Genomic DNA, 19,673 nt, shown 5'->3' with positions numbered 1-19,673 from the left:
GAAATTAATGCTTAATTTTGAAGACTAATAAAGCACTATTACTAGATGTACTAAGCTTTTGCAAAAGCGTTGCACACCTACACCACCCTATGATTCTGAAATCTCTCTCCCTTATCAACTACAAGAATTTTGAGTCCAAGGACTTTACCTTTGATGCAAAAATAAATTGTTTCGTCGGAAATAACGGCGTGGGGAAGACTAATATACTCGATGCTATTTACCATTTATCCTTTGGTAAAAGCTACTTTAATCCGGTTACTAGCCAGAATATAAATCACGATGCAGATTTCTTTGTAGTAAACGGCGTTTATGAAAAAGACGGCCGTGATGAGAAAGTCGTGGTTAGCGCAAAAAAAGGTAGTAAGAAAGTAATAAAACGCAATGCTAAGATATACGAGCGTTTTGCAGATCACATAGGCTTTTTACCACTTGTCATTATTTCTCCTGCAGATAGAGATCTAATTACCGAAGGAAGCGACACCCGTCGTAAATTTATAGATGGCGTGATCTCACAAAGTGACAAAAGCTACCTCTCAAACCTTCTAGGATACACTAAAATACTTGCTCAAAGAAATGCCTTGCTCAAATATTTTGCAGCAAACAGCACCTTTAATGCAGATACACTCGCCGTTTACAATGAGCAACTTGAAGGTTTTGGAACTCCTATTTTTGAAAAGCGCAAACAGTTTTTAGAACGCTTTGCTCCTATATTTAACGAGCGCTACAAAGCGATAAGTGGCGGCACAGAGCATGTGACACTTACCTACAGCAGTACACTAAGTGACATGCCGCTCAAGCACTCTCTTACTAATGCGCTAGCAAAAGATCGCTCCTTACAATACACAAGCGTAGGTATTCATAAAGATGATCTCCAATTTGAAATTAATGGACATCCCGTAAAAAAGTTTGGAAGTCAAGGTCAGCAAAAATCATATCTCATTGCCTTAAAACTAGCGCAGTTTGATTTTATAAAACAAGAAAGTGGCACCACGCCACTACTGCTACTTGATGATATTTTTGACAAGCTAGATGAGAGTCGAGTGCAACATATCATTGAGCTAGTAAACACCAATGATTTTGGCCAACTATTCATAAGTGACACCCATCCCGAACGTACGGAAAGCGTGGTGAAAAATATTCATCAGAGTTATGAGCTTTTTCATCTGGAACGCGCTCAATAAGACATTCTTTTTATCGTATTTTGCATTTCAACTTTTAGTACACTTTCGTGAAAAATTTATACCTACTACTCATTCTAGCCATCACTCTAGGCTGCACACAGTCTAATGAGGAAAAACTAAGCCACATAAGCGGTTATTGGGAAATAGCTTCTATTGAAAACCCCAGCGGACAAGTAAAAGAGTTCAGTATGAGTCAGAATATTGACTTCTTTGAAGTAAATGCAGACGGAAAGGGTGTTCGTAAAAAAGTACAACCTAACGTAGTAGGAGAATTTATAACGTCTCAGTCTAGCGAGAACATCAATGTAATTTACAAGGATGATTTATTACTACTAGAATATGCTACTCCGATGGACACCTGGCAAGAAACAGTAAAGAAAGCAACTACAGATGAGCTTGTCTTAATCAATGAAGATGGACTCATATATACTTACAGAAAATACACACCCCTAGCACTCGATTAATGGCAAAAAGAAACACAGACCCTATTTCCATAAGTCAAGCCTTGGGAGAATTTGTTGAAAAGAATAAACTCAACAAAGGAATGGATAAAGTAGATGTTACAGGCGCATGGTTTGCACTCAATCCAGCTTTTGAGACCTACACCACTTCAATTCGCTTTGAAAGAGAAACACTATTTGTAAATCTAAGCTCTTCTGTCTTTAGAGAAGAACTCTCTTATGGAAAGGAAAAAATTCTCAAAATGATCAATGAAGAATTAGGTAGAGAGGTTGTAAAAAAGATTGTGTTGCGGTAATCATCCGTAATAGATAGACATAAAAAAAGCGAGACTTTCAGTCTCGCTTTTTTTTTATATCATTATCCTCCTACATACGTTCTGGAACCTCAATCCCAAGCAAGCTGAAGGCACTTTCTATGACCTGCCCTACTTCTTTACTTAGCGCTACACGGAAACTTTGATCCTCTATATTATCTGTACCTAGAATCTGTACTTGCTGGAAGAATGAGTTATATTCTTTCACTAAATCATAGGTATAGTTGGCTATGATTGCAGGACTCTTCTGTGCTGCAGCAAGCTGTATGGTTGCTGGATATTCTTGAATGATCTTAAGTAATTCTTTTTCCTTAGGATGCAATGTTCTCTCCTGAGCAACTTCCACAGGGACACCCATCTCTTTTGCTTTACGCAAGATTGCTTGGATACGTACGTAAGTATATTGAATAAATGGACCTGTATTCCCTTGAAAGTCTACAGACTCCTTAGGGTCAAATAAAATACGCTTCTTAGGATCTACTTTTAGTATATAATATTTGAGAGCTCCAAGACCTATCGTTTTATAAAGTTCTTTCTTCTCTTCTTGAGAGTAGCCTTCTAGTTTCCCTAATTCTTCAGAGATTTCACCTGCTGTTTGTGCAACTTCGTTAATTAGATCATCTGCATCTACTACAGTTCCTTCACGAGATTTCATTTTACCAGAAGGAAGATCTACCATTCCATAACTTAGGTGAAATAGGTTCTCTGCCCAGTCGTATCCTAGTTTTTTAAGAATCAAGAACAATACTTGGAAGTGGTAATCTTGCTCGTTACCTACTGTGTAAATCATACCACCTACATCTGGATGGTCTTTTACACGCTGTATTGCAGTACCTATATCTTGCGTCATATATACTGCAGTACCATCTGCACGCAATACAATCTTTCTATCTAGACCATCTTCTGTAAGGTCACACCATACAGAACCATCTGGATCTTGCTCAAAAACACCTTTTGCAAGACCTTCTTCTATATTATCTTTTCCTAGTAGGTATGTGTTACTCTCATAATAATAGCTGTCAAAATCTACTCCTATATTTTTATAGGTAACCTCAAAACCAGCATATACCCACTCGTTCATCTTTTTCCACAAGGCAACAACCTCAGCATCTCCTGCTTCCCACTTGCGTAGCATTTCTTTTGCCGCTTGACCTACCTCGCTATAGTCCCCGAAATACTGATTTTTAAAAAACTTTTTAAAACCTTTTTTTAAATCTTCCTCTTGAACATCTATAGCCAAGTTCTTATTTAACTTGACGTCTTTAGATTCGAGACTTATAGCTTCCTTAAGGATTTTATCAAGATGAGTTTTCTTCAACTCTTCATATTTAGAAAGGCCTTCTTCTGATGTCAACCATTTGGAATACTCTTCTTGGAATACACTTTCAAACTTCACATAATAATTTCCGACCAACTTATCTCCTTTAAGACCTGTAGATTCTGGCGTCTCGCCATTACCAAAACGCTCCCAAGCGAGCATGGATTTACAAATGTGAATCCCACGATCATTAATGATCTGTGTTTTATACACTTTTGATCCTGCAGCTTTAATAATTTCAGACACAGAGTATCCTAGTAATACATTACGCACGTGGCCTAAGTGAAGTGGCTTATTTGTGTTAGGTGATGAGTACTCCACCATTACTGCCTTTCCAGACTCTGGTGTTCTTCCAAAATTTTCGGCTGCTTGTATATCTGCAAATGAAGACATATAAAAGCTATCTGCAATTACAAGATTCAAGAAACCTTTAACCACATTAAATGCGGTGATCTCTGCCACATTCTCCACAAGGTACTCCCCTATTTGTGTGCCTATTTGCACAGGGTTCCCTTTTACCACTCTAAGCATCGGGAAGACTACCACCGTAATATCTCCTTCAAATTCTTTCCGCGTTGCTTGAAATTCCACTTCTGGAAGCGTTGCGTTGAATAGTTGGCTTACTGCCGTTTTTACGTGAGTTTCAATAGTAGATTGTAAAGACATAGATTCTTAATGATTGGTACTGGTTGGGTTTGTTGCGCTTTCGCGAAAGCGTAATAGAAACATTTATAAAACGTAAAAATCCCCTATTTACGGGTATTACGTGAAGCACAAAGATATGTGAAAATTGAAAGTTAGCGCACAGAATCCATAGCGAAACTCGTATCTTTAAAAGAAAAAATGCTATTAAATGTATCTTACAACAACCCAGATGTAAAACGCAAAATAGATGCCGAGGTGGGTGAAGCCTTTGGACTACGCGAGCGCATCAAACAAGGTGGCATAGGAATAGGCCACCTAGTGATCACAGAATCAAGCATACAGATTCAAAATTTTCTTGCGCTAGATAAATATCGCAACAAGTGTAACATAGAGTTGCGACCACGAGGAATTATCGTAGGCTTTAGAGCATTGCTAGACAGTTATGCGCTCATAATTCCGTACTGGAAATTAAACTTATATAAAGGACGCGCCGAGGAGTATAGCATCTATCGTGACAGTTATTTCATTAAGATAGAGGCAAAAGCAAAGGATAAAAAAGTGCACAACTTTATCAAACGTATTCTTCAAGAAAAAGCTGCACAAGCTCCTACTAACATAGACGATCTTTAAACCTTATGAAAATCTTACTCACAGGAGCAAATGGCTATATCGGGATGCGCCTACTCTCCATGTTACTAGAAGCAAAACACGAGGTTATTTGCGCGGTGCGCAATGAAGCCAGACTTTCTGTATCAAAAAAAATAAGAGAGCAAATCACCGTTGTAGAAATTGACTTTCTAGACGAACCAGATATTTCAAAAATACCTGTAGACATAGATGCGGCTTATTACTTGCTACACTCTATGAGTTCTAGTACGTCAGATTTTGACGAGAAAGAAGAACTTTCGGCAATAAATTTTAATAAGTACATCGCTCCCACAAATTGCAAGCAAGTCATTTATCTAGGCGGTATCGCAAATGACAAAACACTCAGTAAGCACTTAAAATCGAGACAAAATGTAGAGACCACGTTGCGCAAAGGTAAAGCTGCGCTTACCGTATTGAGGGCAGGAATTATAGTAGGTTCTGGAAGCTCTTCTTTTGAAATTATAAGAGACTTATGTGAGAAGTTACCGGTGATGATTACCCCAAAATGGGTGCAAACCAAATGCCAACCCATAGCCATACGTAATGTGATGCAATACCTCACAGGTGTACTAGGTAACGAGCAAACGTATAATGACCAGTTTGACATAGGCGGTCCAGATGTACTCACGTATCGCGACATGATGCAACGATATGCAAAAGTGCGCGGCTTGAAATTATACATACTCACCGTACCAGTTATGAGTCCAAAAATATCCTCTTACTGGTTGTATTTTATAACCTCTACATCTTATAAACTCGCGCTCAATCTTGTAGATAGCATGAAAATAGAAGTAGTCTCAAAAGATACTAGGCTGCAAGATTTACTACAAATAACGCCTATTTCTTATGAGGAGGCTATTAATTTGGCTTTCGCCAAAATTGAACAAAACCAAGTTGCCAGCTCGTGGAAAGATAGCCTCGTAAGTGGCCGACTCAAAACGAATCTTGAAGAGTATATACAAGTACCCACATATGGATGCCTCAAAGACAGACAAACTGTACAGCTTAAAGACAGGGAACTTGCTCTAGAAAATATCTGGGCGATAGGTGGTGACAGAGGCTGGTATTATGCAGACTGGCTCTGGAAAATACGGGGGTATATAGACAAACTTGCAGGTGGAGTAGGCTTGCGACGCGGAAGAACACATAGCAATAAGATTTACACAGGTGACGTACTTGACTTTTGGAGAGTACTACTCGCAAGTAAAGAAGAACCACGACTACTACTCTTTGCCGAAATGAGAGTGCCTGGCGAAGCCTGGCTAGAGTTTACTATAGATGAAAACGACGTATTGCATCAAACAGCAACCTTTAGACCTAAAGGATTATTTGGCAGACTATACTGGTACAGTATGCTTCCTTTTCACTACTTTATTTTTGGAGGTATGATTAGAAATATAGCTACAAAAAGATTTAAGTAGCATATAAAAAAGGCGCACTAGAAAAAGTATGATTGAAAGATTATATGGTTCCTTTTTAAATCCTACTAAAAAAAATTACCTGTACTGCTTGCGCAGTTAAATTATAAAAATGAAAACTACAAACATTTTTAAAATTGCTACTTTCAAAACTTATATCCAGAACGCCTATATGATAAATATAACGTCTTATTTTTTAAAAACCAATGATTCATCAATGCTTTAGATGAACGACACAATGTTCATTCATAAAATAAGATAAACCATAGATTTTACAACTAGCCGCCTTCATGAAGCAGCTATGAGATATTACTATTTCTTAGGTAGAAAAACTTCTGCCATCATGCAACGGGCACTACCACCTCCACAAGTCTCAATAGTACCTAAGTCACTACTTAATATTTTACTGTGTCTTTCTATCTTCTTTACCTGATCTGAAGTAAGGCTTTGATGTGCATCTGCACTCATCACAAGATACTTCTTATCATCTGCCCCTAATACTTGAAGCATGTTCCCAGCAAAGTGATGCATTTGATCTTCTGTGATTGCTATAATCTCTTTGTTAGTTGCCTTTAAATGCTTCAGCACATTTTTACGTTCCTTCTTATCATCAATAGTATCAAGACAGATCACACAAAACTCTTCTGCAAGGCACATCATCACATTAGTATGATAAATAGGTAGACGTTCTCCGTTTACAGTTTGATTTGCGGTAAAAACAATAGGCGTATATTCAAAATCTTCACAGAATTCTATAAAAAGCTGCTCATCTGCTCTTGCAGATAGTGCGCAGTATGCCCGCTCATTCTGGCGATCCATTAAGATGCTCCCTGTACCTTCTAAGAAAAAATCTTCCTCTTCTGCCTCAGAGTAGTCAATTACATTATTAATCTCAAAACCTTCCTTCTCAAGACGCACAAGCACTTCTTCTCTGCGCTCCCTCCTTCTATTTTCGGCAAACATTGGGTACAATGCAACATCACCGTTTTCATGAAAAGAAACCCAATTATTAGGGAATACAGAATCTGGAGTATTACCCTCCTTGTCATCATTTTCAACAATAACATTTACTCCTACAAATCTCAGTTTCGCTACAAAATCATCAAACTCCTGTTGCGCTTTTTTATTAATCTCTTCATTTTTGAGATTGAGCTCTTCCTGAAAATAATTATTTACTGCCGTTTCCTCGTTCATTCTAAACTGGATAGGGCGTATCATCAAGATCGTATTGGTAATTTGTCGTAATGCCATGAGTGTATATTCTTTAAATTATAGCTAGCGCATGAGTCGCTTAGAAATAGGAAATTCTATATCGATTGCGAAGTTAATTTGAAACTTGATGAAGTAGCGTGATTTGGCTTACTTTTTTTTCGAAAAGCTTAAGAAAGAAATAACAGTAAAAGCAGTTCTAAAGCTCAGTCACTAAATGATCCATAATCATCTCTGCGTGTACTCGGGTATTTTCTATAAAAAACCTACTGGTCTTGAGGCCTCCAGCAGCTACACCAGCAATAAAGACATTTTTAAGAGGAGTCTCTAAGGTTTCTTCGTTATATATAGGAGTTTTAAAATCATCACTCCCTATTGGTAGATTTAAATTCTCAAAAAGCTTGTAGTTAGGCTTATAACCTATCATTGCAAGCACAAAATCATTTTCTATAGTTACTAAGCCTTCTGGAGTCTTAATCGTTACTTCTCTCTCTGTGATATCAACGACCTCTGAGTTAAAGTGCGCGTTTATGGAACCTTCCTTAATTCGGTTCTCAATATTAGGTTTGATCCAATATTTTGTTCGGCTATTTATTTCTGATCCACGTACTACCATAGTCACCTTGGCTCCTTTATAATAGGTTTCTAGTGCGACATCGCAAGCGGAGTTTGCAGCACCTATCACCACAACATGCTGATCTACATATGGGTGCGGACTATCATAAAAATACTTGACTTTAGGCAGCTCTGCACCTGGCACATTGAGCTCTCTAGGTATGTCATAAAAACCAGTTGAAACAATGACTGCTTTTGTAAAAACATCGCCCTTGCCCGTAACGATTTCATAACCGTCGTCTCTTGGAGTCATTTTTTCTACAGCAGTATATAAGCTCACATTGAGCTTATACGTTTCTAAGACTCTACGGTAGTACTCTAGTGATTCTTTGCGAGTAGGTTTATCACGATCTGACACAAAAGGCACCTCTCCTATTTCTAGAAGTTCTGAGGTGCTAAAAAAAGTCATGTTTTCAGGGAAATTATATAAAGAATTTACCAGCACTCCTTTTTCAACTATGATATAATTGAGTCCCTTTTTTTGCGCAGCGATTCCACAAGCAAGACCTATGGGACCAGCTCCTATGATGACGAGATCGTATGATGATTTATCTAACATTATCTATTTCTCCAGAAAAATGGGGTTAATAAAATAAGTACTGTAAATAACTCTAAACGCCCTATGAGCATTAAAAATGCCATCCACCATTTCCCTGCTAATGGTAGCCATCCATAATTATCTACTGGACCTAGACCTCCAAAGGCAGGACCTACGTTTCCTAGCGCAGAGGCTGCGCCTCCTAATGCGGTTCTAAAATCTAGTCCCATTGACGCTAGCACGCTAGCTCCTATGATCCACGATAGCATATAGAGTATGAAGAAGGCGAGTATATTAAAAATAATAGACCTATCTACAGATTTTGTATTGTAACGTACAGGTAGTATTGCGTTAGGATGCAGCGTTCTTTTAAACTCTACGAGTGCATTACGTATGGTAAGTAAGTGCCTTACAACCTTAATCCCTCCAGAAGTAGAACCTGCAGAACCTCCCAGAAACATTAACCCAAAAAAGATTACAGTAAGAAATGGCGTCCACATCGTATAATCTGCAGTGATAAATCCTGTAGTTGTAATTACTGCTAGCACTTGAAATAAAGCGTGACGCACAGATGCTTCTGCTTTACCCCACACCATAGGATGATCTATACTTGACACTCCCAGATCTACATTAAAGTAAATCACTAGCGAAGCGATAATCCCAAATCCAAATACAAATGCCATATATAGACGAAACTCCTCATCCCTCAATATCTTCTGAATTCTACCCTTGAAAGCAAAGTAGCTAAGTACAAAGTTGGTACCTGCAAGAAGCATAAAAAAGATTATGATATACTGAATAAGCGGCTTATCATTCCAGTATGCAACACTTGCATTTTTAGTAGAAAAACCACCTGTAGACAGCGTACTCAACGCATGATTAATTGCGTCAAAAAATGACATACCCGCTAGCTTTAGCAAGATGGTTTCTATTACGGTAAAACTCACATAAATAAGCCAGAGACGCTTTGCAGTATCTGTAATTCTTGGGTGAAGCTTATCTGCACTAGGACCTGGAGCTTCGGCAGCAAATAACTGCATCCCTCCTATTCCCAGCAACGGTAGTATTGCTATCGCAAGTACTATAATACCCATTCCTCCTATCCAGTGCGTCATAGAACGCCAGAACAAGATACCTTTAGGCACCGTTTCTATCTCACTTAAAATTGTGGCTCCAGTAGTCGTATAACCACTTATCGTTTCAAAAAAAGCATTTGTAATGCCTGGTATAGATCCAGAAAATAGGTAGGGCAACATACCGCTGAGTGACATAAATAACCACCCAAAAGTAACAATGATATATCCCTCACGCTTCTTTAATTCTTTTTCATGCCCTCTAGTGATATACATGAGTAAAGTTCCCACAAGGGCTGTAATCAAAGCAGCAGCAGATACTTCTAGCATCACACCATCCTTTGTGATAAAACTCACTAGCGCTGCTATAAGCATAAAGCCACCGTTAAATAACAGCAGCACACCCATTAAATGAAATATAATCTTGTAATTAAGTTTAGGCATGGGGGCTAGATAAACATTTCTTCTACTTTCTTAATCGAGCGCGGTAAACAGCATACCACCACTCGATCTCCTACTTCAATTCTAAAATCTCCTAGAGCAATTAAACCTTGATCATTACGCACGACTCCTGCAATGGTAGCAGATCGAGGAAAGTCTATATCCTTTATACGCTTGCCCTGCACCTCAGATGAGTTTTTCACAATAAACTCAAGTAGCTCAGCATTCATATTGTTGAGCTTAGTCATAGCTACTACATCACCTTTACGGATGTATCTAAAGATATTATTTGCAGCTAGTAATTTTTTATTAATCAAGGTATCAATCCCAATACTCTGCGAGAGCTGGAAGTAATCCATATTTTCTACTAGTGCGATAGTTTTTTGCACGCCTTTTGACTTAGCAACTAAACACGACATAATATTAGTCTCACTATCTCCTGTTACAGAAATAAATGCATCCATATCATGTATATTCTCCTCATCTAGCAACTCTACATTACGACCATCACCATTTATAATAAGAGCTTTAGGAAGCAAATCTGCAAGATCTATAGCTTTGTCTCTATTTTTCTCAACAAGCTTTACATTAAACTTATCACTACACAGATATTTGGCGGTTTTAGACCCTATTTGACTACCTCCCAATATCATCACATTCTTTATATTCTGGCGCACTTTACCTGTAAGCTTGTAAATTTCTTCTACACCACCTTTTACAGTTACAAAATAAATATGATCACCTTCCTTAAAGATGGTATCTCCACGAGGTATGAGTGTATATTGGGTTCCCACGCGTTGTATAGCGATGGGCATAAAGTGTAGTTTAGGAAAAATCTTTGCGGCTTCTTTTACGCTCTTCCCTACAAAAGATGCTGTACGGGACAAGGTAGTACCTACCATAGTAAGCGCTCCATTATCAAACTCAAAACTATCAGAAAAACCACTTTGATTGAGTAATAACTCAATCTCGCTAGCTGCAAGACTTTCTGGTGATATCAACTCATCGATACCAAATTTTTGAAATCCAGCTAAGTCCTTATGTTTTATAAACTCGGTATTAGAAATACGCGCTATCGTACGTTTTGCGCCTAGCTGCTTTGCAAGCACACAAACAGTGATATTAGTCGTTTCACTCGCAGTTACGGCAATAAGAAGATCTACACCATCTACACGTGAATCTTGCAATATCGCTATGGAGGTAGCATCACCTTTTATAGTCCTAATATCCAGATGTGTATCTGCATAAGAAAGACTTTCTTTATCGGTATCAATTAACGTAATATCTTGAGATTCGTAAGAAAGTAATTTGGCTAAGTGAAAGCCTACTTCTCCTGCTCCTGCAATGATTATTTTCATAAATGGGTGTGCTCAAAAATGCCTACAAAGATAATACTTTGATAGCCGATTAAAAAAATGCAGCCGTTAATCCTTTGATGGACTTTTATTTATTGGTTCGCTTTCGCGAAAATTTGAATGCATTTCCCAAGAAGCCAATCATTATCCCTTTAAAAGGTCATAATTATAGTTCAATGTGCACAATCAAAATGACCTTAGGTGAGGTTAATCACATTTTGGCGAAAGCCTTATCTTTGTAAAAAAAAGGCAATGTCTAAGAAAGTAACACCCTATAAGTCTTCTGAGCAATCAAAAAAAGATCAGGTCGAGCAGATGTTTGATAATATCTCTGGAGAATATGATGGACTTAATCGTGTCATCTCTTTTGGTATCGATGTAAAGTGGCGCAAAAAAGTGGTGCAACTAGTTGCAGATACAAACCCAACGTCCATTCTTGATATTGCAACAGGAACTGGAGACCTCATCATTAATATGGCTAGTACAAATGCTAGCAGACTAGTAGGTCTTGATATTTCTGAAGGAATGCTCTCTGTAGGAAGAAAAAAAATAGCGGCAAAAAAACTAGATAGCCGTATCGAGATGATGCAGGCAGATAGTGAGAATATGCCTTTTAAAGATGGTAGCTTTGACGCAATCACAGTCGCTTTTGGGGTGCGCAATTTTGAAACACTAGAAAAAGGCCTTGCCGAAATTTTACGTGTACTTAAACCAGGTGGCATCTTTGTGATTTTAGAAACATCTGTACCTACAAAAACACCATTTAAACAAGGATATAATTTCCACTCTAAAGTAATCTTACCTACCGTGGGTAAACTCTTTTCTAAAGATAAAAATGCTTACGGCTACCTAAGTGAAAGCGCAAATGCATTTCCTTTTGGCGAGAAGCTAAACAATATTTTGCGCAAAACTGGGTTTAAAGACGTGCAACATAAACCTCAAACCTTTGGAGTTGCAACAATTTATACTGCTACAAAATAATTTTATGCGTACATACATTGCTATAATAGCACTTGTTTTAAGTTTCTCAACGGTTCATGGTCAATGGCTCTCTAGAGCTCGAGTACAAAATGATCAAAATTTTGATAAAAAGCCAATCTCTTGGGGTTACTACTTTGGTGTAAACTCCATGGATTATAATTTTGACTACCAGACAGATCAAGAAGATATTCAAGTAGAACGTTCTGTGGGATTCAATGTAGGTATCGTAGGTGACCTTAGACTTTCTGAGTTTATAAGTTTGCGTACAGAACCTGGACTCGTTTACACACAGCGTAATTTACTGTACGCACCAGATCCTCGTTTTGATAGCGAAAATGACTTACTAAGAGAAGTACCATCTACTTACATCTATCTCCCGCTTGCCCTTAAATTTAATACTAGAAGACTTAATAATGTGCGTCCTTACGTTCAGTTTGGGGTCGCTGCGGTTACTAACTTATCTAGTAACGAGAAAAATCCAGATGATAACTTTGCTGGACAGTTCCGTACTACTTCAAGTCCTTTCTTTTATGAGATGGCTATAGGTGTAGAACTTTACCTGTACTACTTTAAGTTTATTCCAAGTATAAAAGGAGTCTTCGCAACCTCTGACGAGCTTGTGAGGGATAACAGACCTAACAGCCCGTGGACAGGTAATATCAACAAAATGCAAACACGAGGAGTATTTTTAAACTTTACTTTCCAGTAGCACTTAGCCTCGTTTAAATTCGCTCAGGCAGATTGCTGTTGCCGTAGCTACATTGAGACTTTCGGTCGCTTGTACTTCGCCAAATCTTGGTATGGCAATACGATCTGACACTAAAGATTCTATTTCTCGAGATATCCCGTTTGCTTCATTCCCCATGATGATGACCCCTTCTGCTGGCAAACTTGCGGCATAGATATTTGTGCCGTCCATAAAAGTACCAAAGACTTTCCTTCTGTCATTTTCAAGGTATTCCTCTAGGCTCGTGTAGACAACATCTACTCTTGTTAATGAGCCCATGGTTGCTTGCACCACCTTAGGATTGTAACAATCTACGGTTCCAATAGAACATACTAGCTGTTTTATTCCAAACCAATCGCACAAACGTATAATAGTACCTAGATTGCCAGGATCACGCACATCATCCAGCAGTAATGTAAGTCCAGATCTATCTAGCTGTGCAGCTTCTGGCATCCTAAAAGTCGCCACTGCTTTTTGTGCAGTTTTTAAGAACGTGATTTTCTTCAAATCTGCAGCGCTCACTTCTTCTACTATCGCTTGATTTTTGTTTTGTAACGCTTTCGCGAAAGCAGAAACATCTTCTGCATACAATTCTACAAGCTCTAAGTCCGAATGGAGCAGCTCATGTACCACCTTAATTCCCTCAGCCACAAAGACGCGCTCACGCTGTCTGTACTTTTTTTGACCTAAACTCGTTATTCGTTTGATTGTATTTTTGCTTACCACGATTAAGATGTACTTTTGAGATGATGAAAACGCCCTTTTGAAAACGACTTTTACAAAAATATCACTAATTCTGCTAGTGGCGGTGTTTCTATTAGGTTGTGACGCAACAAAGCGCGTACCAGACGATGGACATTTGCTCACAGAGAACACCATTTATGATGGTGATAAGAAAGTAAGTGAGAGCCGGCTTTATAATTTTCTCTACCAAAAACCCAATACCACATTACCTGGCTTAGGGATTCCGCTGCGACTTTATATTTATAATCTTGCGAGACCTAACATAGATTCTATACTCGATGCACAAAGAGCGGCGAGCGAAAATAAATTCACCTTCTGGGAACGCGTACTTTCTCGCAAGCAAGTAGAAGCTGCCCGTAACTTTAAAAAGAGCATCAACACAGGGATTAAAAAAACTGGTGAAGCTCCCGCTATTGTTACAGATGCAATCACTCAAAAATCTGCACAACGTCTCAATTCCTACTACGTAAACAATGGCTATTTTAATGCTACTGTAGATTATGAAATTAAAAAAGACAGCAACCAGCGCGCCAGCGTAGACTATAAGGTTAATAAACGTAAAGCCTATTTTCTAGATAGTATTACACCTATCATAGCTTCACCAGTTGCAGACTCTATCTATAATGTTCACAAAAGCGCTTCCTTACTTAAGGCTGGAGATCGCTATGCTACTGGAAATATTAATGCCGAAACACAGCGTCTTACAGAACTCTTTAGAAACAATGGCTTGTACCATTTTGAGTCAGAATACATACGCCTCGTTGGGGATACCGTAAACACAAATCACAAAGCCAACTTAGAGTACATTATAGACAACCCTACAGAAAACATAAACGACTCGATTTATGACGTCCCGTTCAAAGTTCACAAGGTTTCTGAAGTAAATATTATTACAGATTACAGTTATGCTAATCGAGATAAGCCTTTTAATGACTCCTTAGTAAAGGACGGATTTAAGATCTATGCTTATGACAAAATCAATTATAGACCTAAGGCCCTCACAGACATCATCCCTCTTAAACCAGGCGACATTTACAAGGATAGAGATCGCATCCAGAGTTTAAGCAGACTAAGTAGACTTGGTACTTTTAAATACCCAAGTATTCAATACATGGAAGACCCTGCAGATAGCACAAGGTCTGATCTTATAGCGAGCATAAGACTCTCCCCTCTTGAAAAATATAAATTGAGAGCAGACTTTGACGTGTCTACCTCAAACATTCAAGATTTTGGGATCGCTGGATTTGGATCTTTATTAATTCGTAACATTTTTCGAGGTGCCGAAACCTTAGAAATATCTGCTCGTGGTAGTATAGGTGCCTCTGATGATGCTGCAAATCCTGACGATAGCTTTTTTAATATTTCAGAAATAGGTGCAGACGTAAGACTCACATTCCCTCGTATATTTTTCCCTGTGAGCACAAGCGCTCTCATTCCAGCCGAATGGCAGCCTAATACTCGCTTTAATCTTGGTATAGGCGTACAACAAAACATAGGTCTTGATAAGCAAACGGTAACCGCAGGACTTACCTACAACTGGAGTCCATCGTGGAAACGCAGCTTTAGTGTAGACCTCATCAATGCTCAATATGTCCGTAATCTTAACCCAGACAACTATTTTAATATTTATAGAAATAGCTATGAAGACCTCAATACCATCGCACGCAACAATGAAGCAAATATCAACCCTGAATATTTTATAACCGATGAAAATGGCGATAGAAATCTTTCTATACCCACAGGTGCAGAGCAGTTTATAAATGACGTAAACCGCAGCCAAGTAGACAATCTAGTTCAAGACGATATAGATGATATACGAGCGATAGGAGAGCGCCAAGAGCGACTTACAGAAGACAATCTTATTGTATCCTTAAATATTTCTCATACCTATGACAATAGGGAAAATCTGTTTGATGAAACCTTTAGCCGACTAAGAACTCGTGTGGAACTTGCTGGTAATGCGCTAGCACTTGCTGGAGGAATTGCAAACACAGAGAAAAACGAGGATGGAAACAAAAGCCTTTTTGGCGTTGTATATTCTCAGTACGTAAAAACAGAAATAGAATACTCACGTCACTGGGATTTAGGAGGTAATAACATCATCGCAGCAAGAGCCTTTGGCGGTATTGCAATTCCTTACGGAAACTCTACGAGCATCCCTTTTATACGTAGTTTTTTTGGTGGAGGTTCTAATGATAACAGAGCTTGGAGAGCTTATGATTTAGGTCCAGGAAGTAGCGGTAGTCCAAATGAGTTTAATGAAGCCAACATGAAACTTGCCTTCAACCTTGAGTACCGTTTTGATTTAATAGGTCCTATAGAAGGAGCGCTATTTACAGACGCCGGAAATATCTGGAATGTGTTTGATAATGTAGAAGACCCTAGATCGCGTTTTAATAATATCGCTAGTTTAAAAGATCTTGCGGTAGGCTCTGGTTTTGGATTAAGGTGGGATTTTGACTTTTTTGCCCTTCGCTTTGATGTAGGCTTTAAATCTTACAACCCAGCACTCCCAGAAGGTGATCGCTGGTTTAAGGAATACAACTTCTCAAATGCAGTTTATAACGTGGGGATTAACTATCCTTTCTAGTAGTCTCTCCATCTTCCATTCTTTACTCTAGAATTTTATTGAGAGTTTCTATTGTTTATTTTTTTTCGCTTTCGCGAAAATGTGATGAAAAAAAATTAGCACTAATAATTGAAATCAACACAACTTTTGATACTGAACAAGAAGGAGGTTAATTTCATTTATGCAGTTAATTATTCATATCAATCTTTCAAATATTCTAAACTTTGGTTGAAATACTTATGCAGTGATTTGTTTAGATATTTATCATAAACAGTATTTTCATTTCTCTCTTTAGAAAGCCAAGCCATGGCATAAGCAATTATCTGTTCAGGTAAATAGCCCTGACTACTAGATTGCCATCCAAACCCTTCAGAGGTAAATTGAAATCGAGAATTGCCAATAAAAATTCCAAAGCCATAAACTATAGAAGTAAAATCAGTCAAGAATTCATCATTTTCTTCTATTCTACTTTCACCGAGTAAAATCTGATGCGACAATTCATGGGAAATCGTTGCTATTAATGAAATAGGATTTTTCAACTGCCCTCTTTCGATTGAAATTACAGTTTCATTTTCTGTTTGCTCATATATTCCACTTGCGCTTTTCCAGCCTCCACTTATATTTGCTGGAGAGGTCAAGATAGTCCCGTCATCCATTTCAACGGGTTGGTCTGAGAAAAAATTAAGTTTAATTTTAACATCTAGAATATTCATAAGCTCCATTGTTCTCGCAAGGATAAATTCAGCATCCTTTTCAGTTCCGTTAAACTTCCGATTATAAAAGTCTGTGGTTGGAGTTACAGTTTTTATTTCCATAAAATGTTCTTCTCCAAATTCTGTACGCAACCAATTTAATTCTGAGTCAACCCAAACTTTATCTTCTGTCGTAATCGGTAATTTTTTCTTTTTATTCCAGAACATCAATAATTTATTTCTTTTGTTTACAAGTGATTTTAGTAATTAAAGACAGTATTCCACTAAATAGTATTCGTGACATCAATTCTTGATTACTCGCTTAAATATACACTTATTTACGAACCACGCTCTAAGAAGGCTAAGGTCTTAAACTCATCTCAATATTACTAGCTACACAAAATCTTGCCTGAATCATCTACTGCTATACTATAATTCACCCTAGGCTCTGATACTTTCTAAGAGCACTATAGCTAACGACCACGCTTTCGCGAAAGCGTAACCTAGCTAAAACGTTGTCGTAGTAACCTCCATATCTCGGCTACTTTCCGAGTAATATTTGTTATTTTTACTTCACTAATTTTAAACAACAACAATGTCGCATTCTATAAAACCAGGTGTAGCCACAGGCCACGAAGTACAAGCAATTTTTAACTATGCAAAAGAGAAAGGCTTTGCCCTTCCTGCGGTTAATGTAATTGGGTCTAACAGTATCAACACGGTTCTAGAGACTGCAGCAGCGCTTAATGCTCCTGTAATTATCCAGTTTTCAAATGGTGGAGCACAGTTTAATGCTGGAAAAGGATTAAACAATGACAACCAAAAAGCAGCCGTACTAGGAGCTGTAGCTGGAGCAAAGCACGTACACGAACTTGCAAAAGCATACGGAGCAACCGTAATTTTACACACAGATCACTGTGCAAAAAAATTACTCCCTTGGATGGACGGGATGCTTGATGCAAATGAGGCTTACTATAAAGAACACGGTCATTCACTCTTTAGCTCTCACATGATTGATTTAAGTGAAGAACCACTTGAAGAGAATATCGAGATTTGCAAAGGATATCTTGAGCGCATGGCTAAGATGGAAATGACACTTGAGATAGAATTAGGTATCACTGGTGGTGAAGAAGATGGTGTAGATAACAGTGATGTAGATGATTCAAAATTATACACACAACCAGAAGAAGTTGCTTATGCTTATGAGGAACTAAGTAAAGTAAGTGATCAATTTACGATTGCTGCAGCTTTTGGAAATGTGCACGGAGTTTACAAGCCAGGTAACGTAAAGCTTACGCCTAAGATTCTTAAAAATTCTCAAGAGCATATCTCTGAGAAGTATGGAAAGGAGCACAACCACATTGATTTCGTATTTCACGGAGGAAGTGGATCTACAGTCGAGGAAATACGTGAGGGAATCTCTTACGGGGTTATCAAAATGAACATTGACACAGATTTACAATGGTCTACTGCAGAAGGTATCCGTGATTATTTTGGTGAAAATGCTGAGTATCTTAAAACACAGATAGGTAACCCTACTGGTGATGACTCTCCAAACAAGAAGTTCTATGATCCTCGCGTATGGTTACGTAAGGCAGAGCAAACTATGGGAGCTCGTCTTAAAAAGGCTTTTGAAGATTTAAATAATATCGATACACTATAGTATCAACACATTATAAAATTTGTAAAAACGGATTGCATCAAAATTGATTTGATGTAATCCGTTTTCCGTATTTTTACGGCTTGCATTAGTAATTAATAAGTCCTAACAATGCTAGGATTTACTTTCTAATAGTAGAAATGGATTATTTATAGTTATAACATTTTCGCGAAAGCGGAATAAATACCATTAACCAAATTCAAACACAATATGGCTTGGTTCAAACGTAAAGAAAAAGGAATACATACTGCAACAGAGGACAAAAAAGATACTCCTAAAGGGCTGTGGTACAAATCACCTACTGGAAAAATAGTAGATACAGAAGAGCTAGAAAAGAACTTCTACATCTCACCTGAGGATGGATACCACGTACGAATAGGTAGTAATGAATATTTTGAAATCCTCTTTGATGATAATAAATTTAAAGAGCTAGATGCCAAACTTACTTCTAAGGATCCTCTTAAGTTTGAGGATAAGAAGAAGTATGTAGACCGTCTCGCTGCTGCTCAAGAAAAAACAGGACTTAAAGATGCCATTAGAACTGCCGTAGGTAAGTCTAAGGGTGCAGATATTGTAATAGCTTGTATGGACTTCAGCTTTATAGGTGGGTCTATGGGAAGTGTTGTAGGTGAAAAAATTGCACGTGCTGCAGATTATTCTCTTAAAAACAATATTCCATTTATGATTATCTCTAAGTCTGGAGGTGCTCGTATGATGGAAGCAGCATTATCTCTTATGCAACTGGCAAAAACAAGTGCTAAGCTTGCTCAACTTGCAGATGCAGGGATACCTTATGTATCGCTTTGTACTGACCCTACTACCGGAGGTACTACAGCATCATTTGCAATGCTAGGAGACATTAACATCTCTGAGCCTGGAGCACTTATAGGTTTTGCAGGACCACGGATTGTACGTGATACTACTGGAAAGGAATTACCAGATGGTTTCCAAACTGCAGAGTTCTTACAAGAACATGGTTTCTTAGACTTTATCACTCCGCGTCAAGAATTAAAAAATAAAGTAAATCTCTACTTAGATTTAGTTATGAATCGAGCAGTGAGAGCTTAAATCTTATATAATACCA

General features: G+C 38.1%; 17 protein-coding genes. 10 read left to right on the top strand and 7 right to left on the bottom strand.

Annotated features, from left to right (window positions below; genetic code table 11):
* The first annotated feature begins 89 nt into the window (after positions 1-89).
* From recF to ACJJVW_RS10650, 3 genes are read left to right on the top strand one after another with little or no spacing between them, the layout of a single operon-like run.
* Entirely contained in the window at positions 90-1,181 is a 1,092-nt protein-coding gene (gene recF, locus ACJJVW_RS10660; RefSeq protein WP_405251811.1) for a DNA replication/repair protein RecF, read from the top strand.
* Positions 1,182-1,228: 47 nt separating this feature from the next.
* Positions 1,229-1,645, top strand: coding sequence for a hypothetical protein (locus ACJJVW_RS10655; RefSeq protein ID WP_405251809.1), 417 nt, complete (start codon positions 1,229-1,231; stop codon positions 1,643-1,645).
* Positions 1,645-1,938, top strand: a complete 294-nt coding sequence (locus ACJJVW_RS10650; protein WP_013749967.1) for a DUF721 domain-containing protein — start codon at positions 1,645-1,647, stop codon at positions 1,936-1,938. Before ACJJVW_RS10655 ends, ACJJVW_RS10650 begins: the two co-directional genes overlap by 1 nt.
* A 70-nt stretch (positions 1,939-2,008) precedes the next feature.
* Here the strand turns inward: ACJJVW_RS10650 and argS are convergent, their stop codons facing one another.
* On the bottom strand, positions 2,009-3,940 hold the full coding sequence (gene argS, locus ACJJVW_RS10645) for an arginine--tRNA ligase (RefSeq protein WP_405251807.1): 1,932 nt from the start codon (positions 3,938-3,940) through the stop codon (positions 2,009-2,011).
* 177 nt (positions 3,941-4,117) lie between these two features.
* Here argS and ACJJVW_RS10640 point away from each other — a divergent pair, with 177 nt between their 5' ends.
* Together ACJJVW_RS10640 and ACJJVW_RS10635 are read left to right on the top strand one after the other, a co-directional pair.
* Positions 4,118-4,549: a hypothetical protein gene (locus ACJJVW_RS10640; RefSeq protein WP_405251804.1), complete on the top strand. Its 432-nt coding sequence runs from the start codon at positions 4,118-4,120 to the stop codon at positions 4,547-4,549.
* A gap of 5 nt (positions 4,550-4,554) precedes the next feature.
* Positions 4,555-5,988 carry an SDR family oxidoreductase gene (locus tag ACJJVW_RS10635; protein ID WP_405251802.1) on the top strand — a complete coding sequence of 478 codons (1,434 nt, stop codon included), beginning with the start codon at positions 4,555-4,557 and terminating at the stop codon, positions 5,986-5,988.
* Between the two features lie 309 nt (positions 5,989-6,297).
* Here the strand turns inward: ACJJVW_RS10635 and ctlX are convergent, their stop codons facing one another.
* The 4 genes from ctlX to trkA form a co-directional block, all read right to left on the bottom strand.
* Positions 6,298-7,236, bottom strand: coding sequence for a citrulline utilization hydrolase CtlX (gene ctlX / locus ACJJVW_RS10630; protein ID WP_405251800.1), 939 nt, complete (start codon positions 7,234-7,236; stop codon positions 6,298-6,300).
* Positions 7,237-7,393: 157 nt separating this feature from the next.
* Positions 7,394-8,368: a YpdA family putative bacillithiol disulfide reductase gene (locus tag ACJJVW_RS10625; protein WP_405251798.1), complete on the bottom strand. Its 975-nt coding sequence runs from the start codon at positions 8,366-8,368 to the stop codon at positions 7,394-7,396.
* Positions 8,368-9,864 carry a TrkH family potassium uptake protein gene (locus ACJJVW_RS10620; protein ID WP_298326621.1) on the bottom strand — a complete coding sequence of 499 codons (1,497 nt, stop codon included), beginning with the start codon at positions 9,862-9,864 and terminating at the stop codon, positions 8,368-8,370. The genes ACJJVW_RS10625 and ACJJVW_RS10620 overlap by 1 nt, the downstream gene beginning before the upstream one ends.
* A 5-nt stretch (positions 9,865-9,869) precedes the next feature.
* Complete coding sequence (gene trkA / locus ACJJVW_RS10615) at positions 9,870-11,219, bottom strand: Trk system potassium transporter TrkA (RefSeq protein ID WP_298326623.1); 1,350 nt, start codon at positions 11,217-11,219, stop codon at positions 9,870-9,872.
* Between the two features lie 249 nt (positions 11,220-11,468).
* Here trkA and ubiE point away from each other — a divergent pair, with 249 nt between their 5' ends.
* Together ubiE and ACJJVW_RS10605 are read left to right on the top strand one after the other, a co-directional pair.
* The gene (gene ubiE, locus ACJJVW_RS10610) at positions 11,469-12,197 is read left to right on the top strand and encodes a bifunctional demethylmenaquinone methyltransferase/2-methoxy-6-polyprenyl-1,4-benzoquinol methylase UbiE (protein WP_405251796.1); all 729 of its coding nucleotides are present in this window, start codon (positions 11,469-11,471) and stop codon (positions 12,195-12,197) included.
* Between the two features lie 4 nt (positions 12,198-12,201).
* A complete protein-coding gene (locus ACJJVW_RS10605; RefSeq protein WP_298326630.1) occupies positions 12,202-12,906 on the top strand; it encodes a porin family protein in 705 nt (234 codons plus the stop codon).
* Positions 12,907-12,909: 3 nt separating this feature from the next.
* On the opposite strand, the gene ACJJVW_RS10600 is transcribed toward ACJJVW_RS10605, so the two are convergent.
* Positions 12,910-13,650 (bottom strand): TrmH family RNA methyltransferase, encoded by a 741-nt coding sequence (locus ACJJVW_RS10600; protein WP_405251793.1) that lies wholly within the window; start codon positions 13,648-13,650, stop codon positions 12,910-12,912.
* A 37-nt stretch (positions 13,651-13,687) separates the two neighbouring features.
* On the opposite strand from ACJJVW_RS10600, the gene ACJJVW_RS10595 reads away from it, so the two are divergent.
* Positions 13,688-16,258 carry a BamA/TamA family outer membrane protein gene (locus ACJJVW_RS10595; RefSeq protein ID WP_405251790.1) on the top strand — a complete coding sequence of 857 codons (2,571 nt, stop codon included), beginning with the start codon at positions 13,688-13,690 and terminating at the stop codon, positions 16,256-16,258.
* 179 nt (positions 16,259-16,437) lie between these two features.
* On the opposite strand, the gene ACJJVW_RS10590 is transcribed toward ACJJVW_RS10595, so the two are convergent.
* Positions 16,438-17,157: a hypothetical protein gene (locus ACJJVW_RS10590; RefSeq protein WP_405251787.1), complete on the bottom strand. Its 720-nt coding sequence runs from the start codon at positions 17,155-17,157 to the stop codon at positions 16,438-16,440.
* Positions 17,158-17,524: 367 nt separating this feature from the next.
* Between ACJJVW_RS10590 and fbaA the strand changes: the two genes are divergently transcribed.
* Positions 17,525-18,592, top strand: coding sequence for a class II fructose-bisphosphate aldolase (fbaA, locus tag ACJJVW_RS10585; protein ID WP_144783219.1), 1,068 nt, complete (start codon positions 17,525-17,527; stop codon positions 18,590-18,592).
* A gap of 207 nt (positions 18,593-18,799) precedes the next feature.
* The gene (gene accD, locus ACJJVW_RS10580) at positions 18,800-19,657 is read left to right on the top strand and encodes an acetyl-CoA carboxylase, carboxyltransferase subunit beta (RefSeq protein WP_405226652.1); all 858 of its coding nucleotides are present in this window, start codon (positions 18,800-18,802) and stop codon (positions 19,655-19,657) included.
* Positions 19,658-19,673: the final 16 nt, after the last annotated feature.

The sequence above is a fragment of the Dokdonia sp. Asnod3-C12 genome (assembly GCF_045063975.1).
In the GTDB taxonomy this organism is placed as follows: Bacteria; Bacteroidota; Bacteroidia; order Flavobacteriales; family Flavobacteriaceae; genus Dokdonia.
This window is presented reverse-complemented; position numbering and strand designations above follow the sequence as displayed.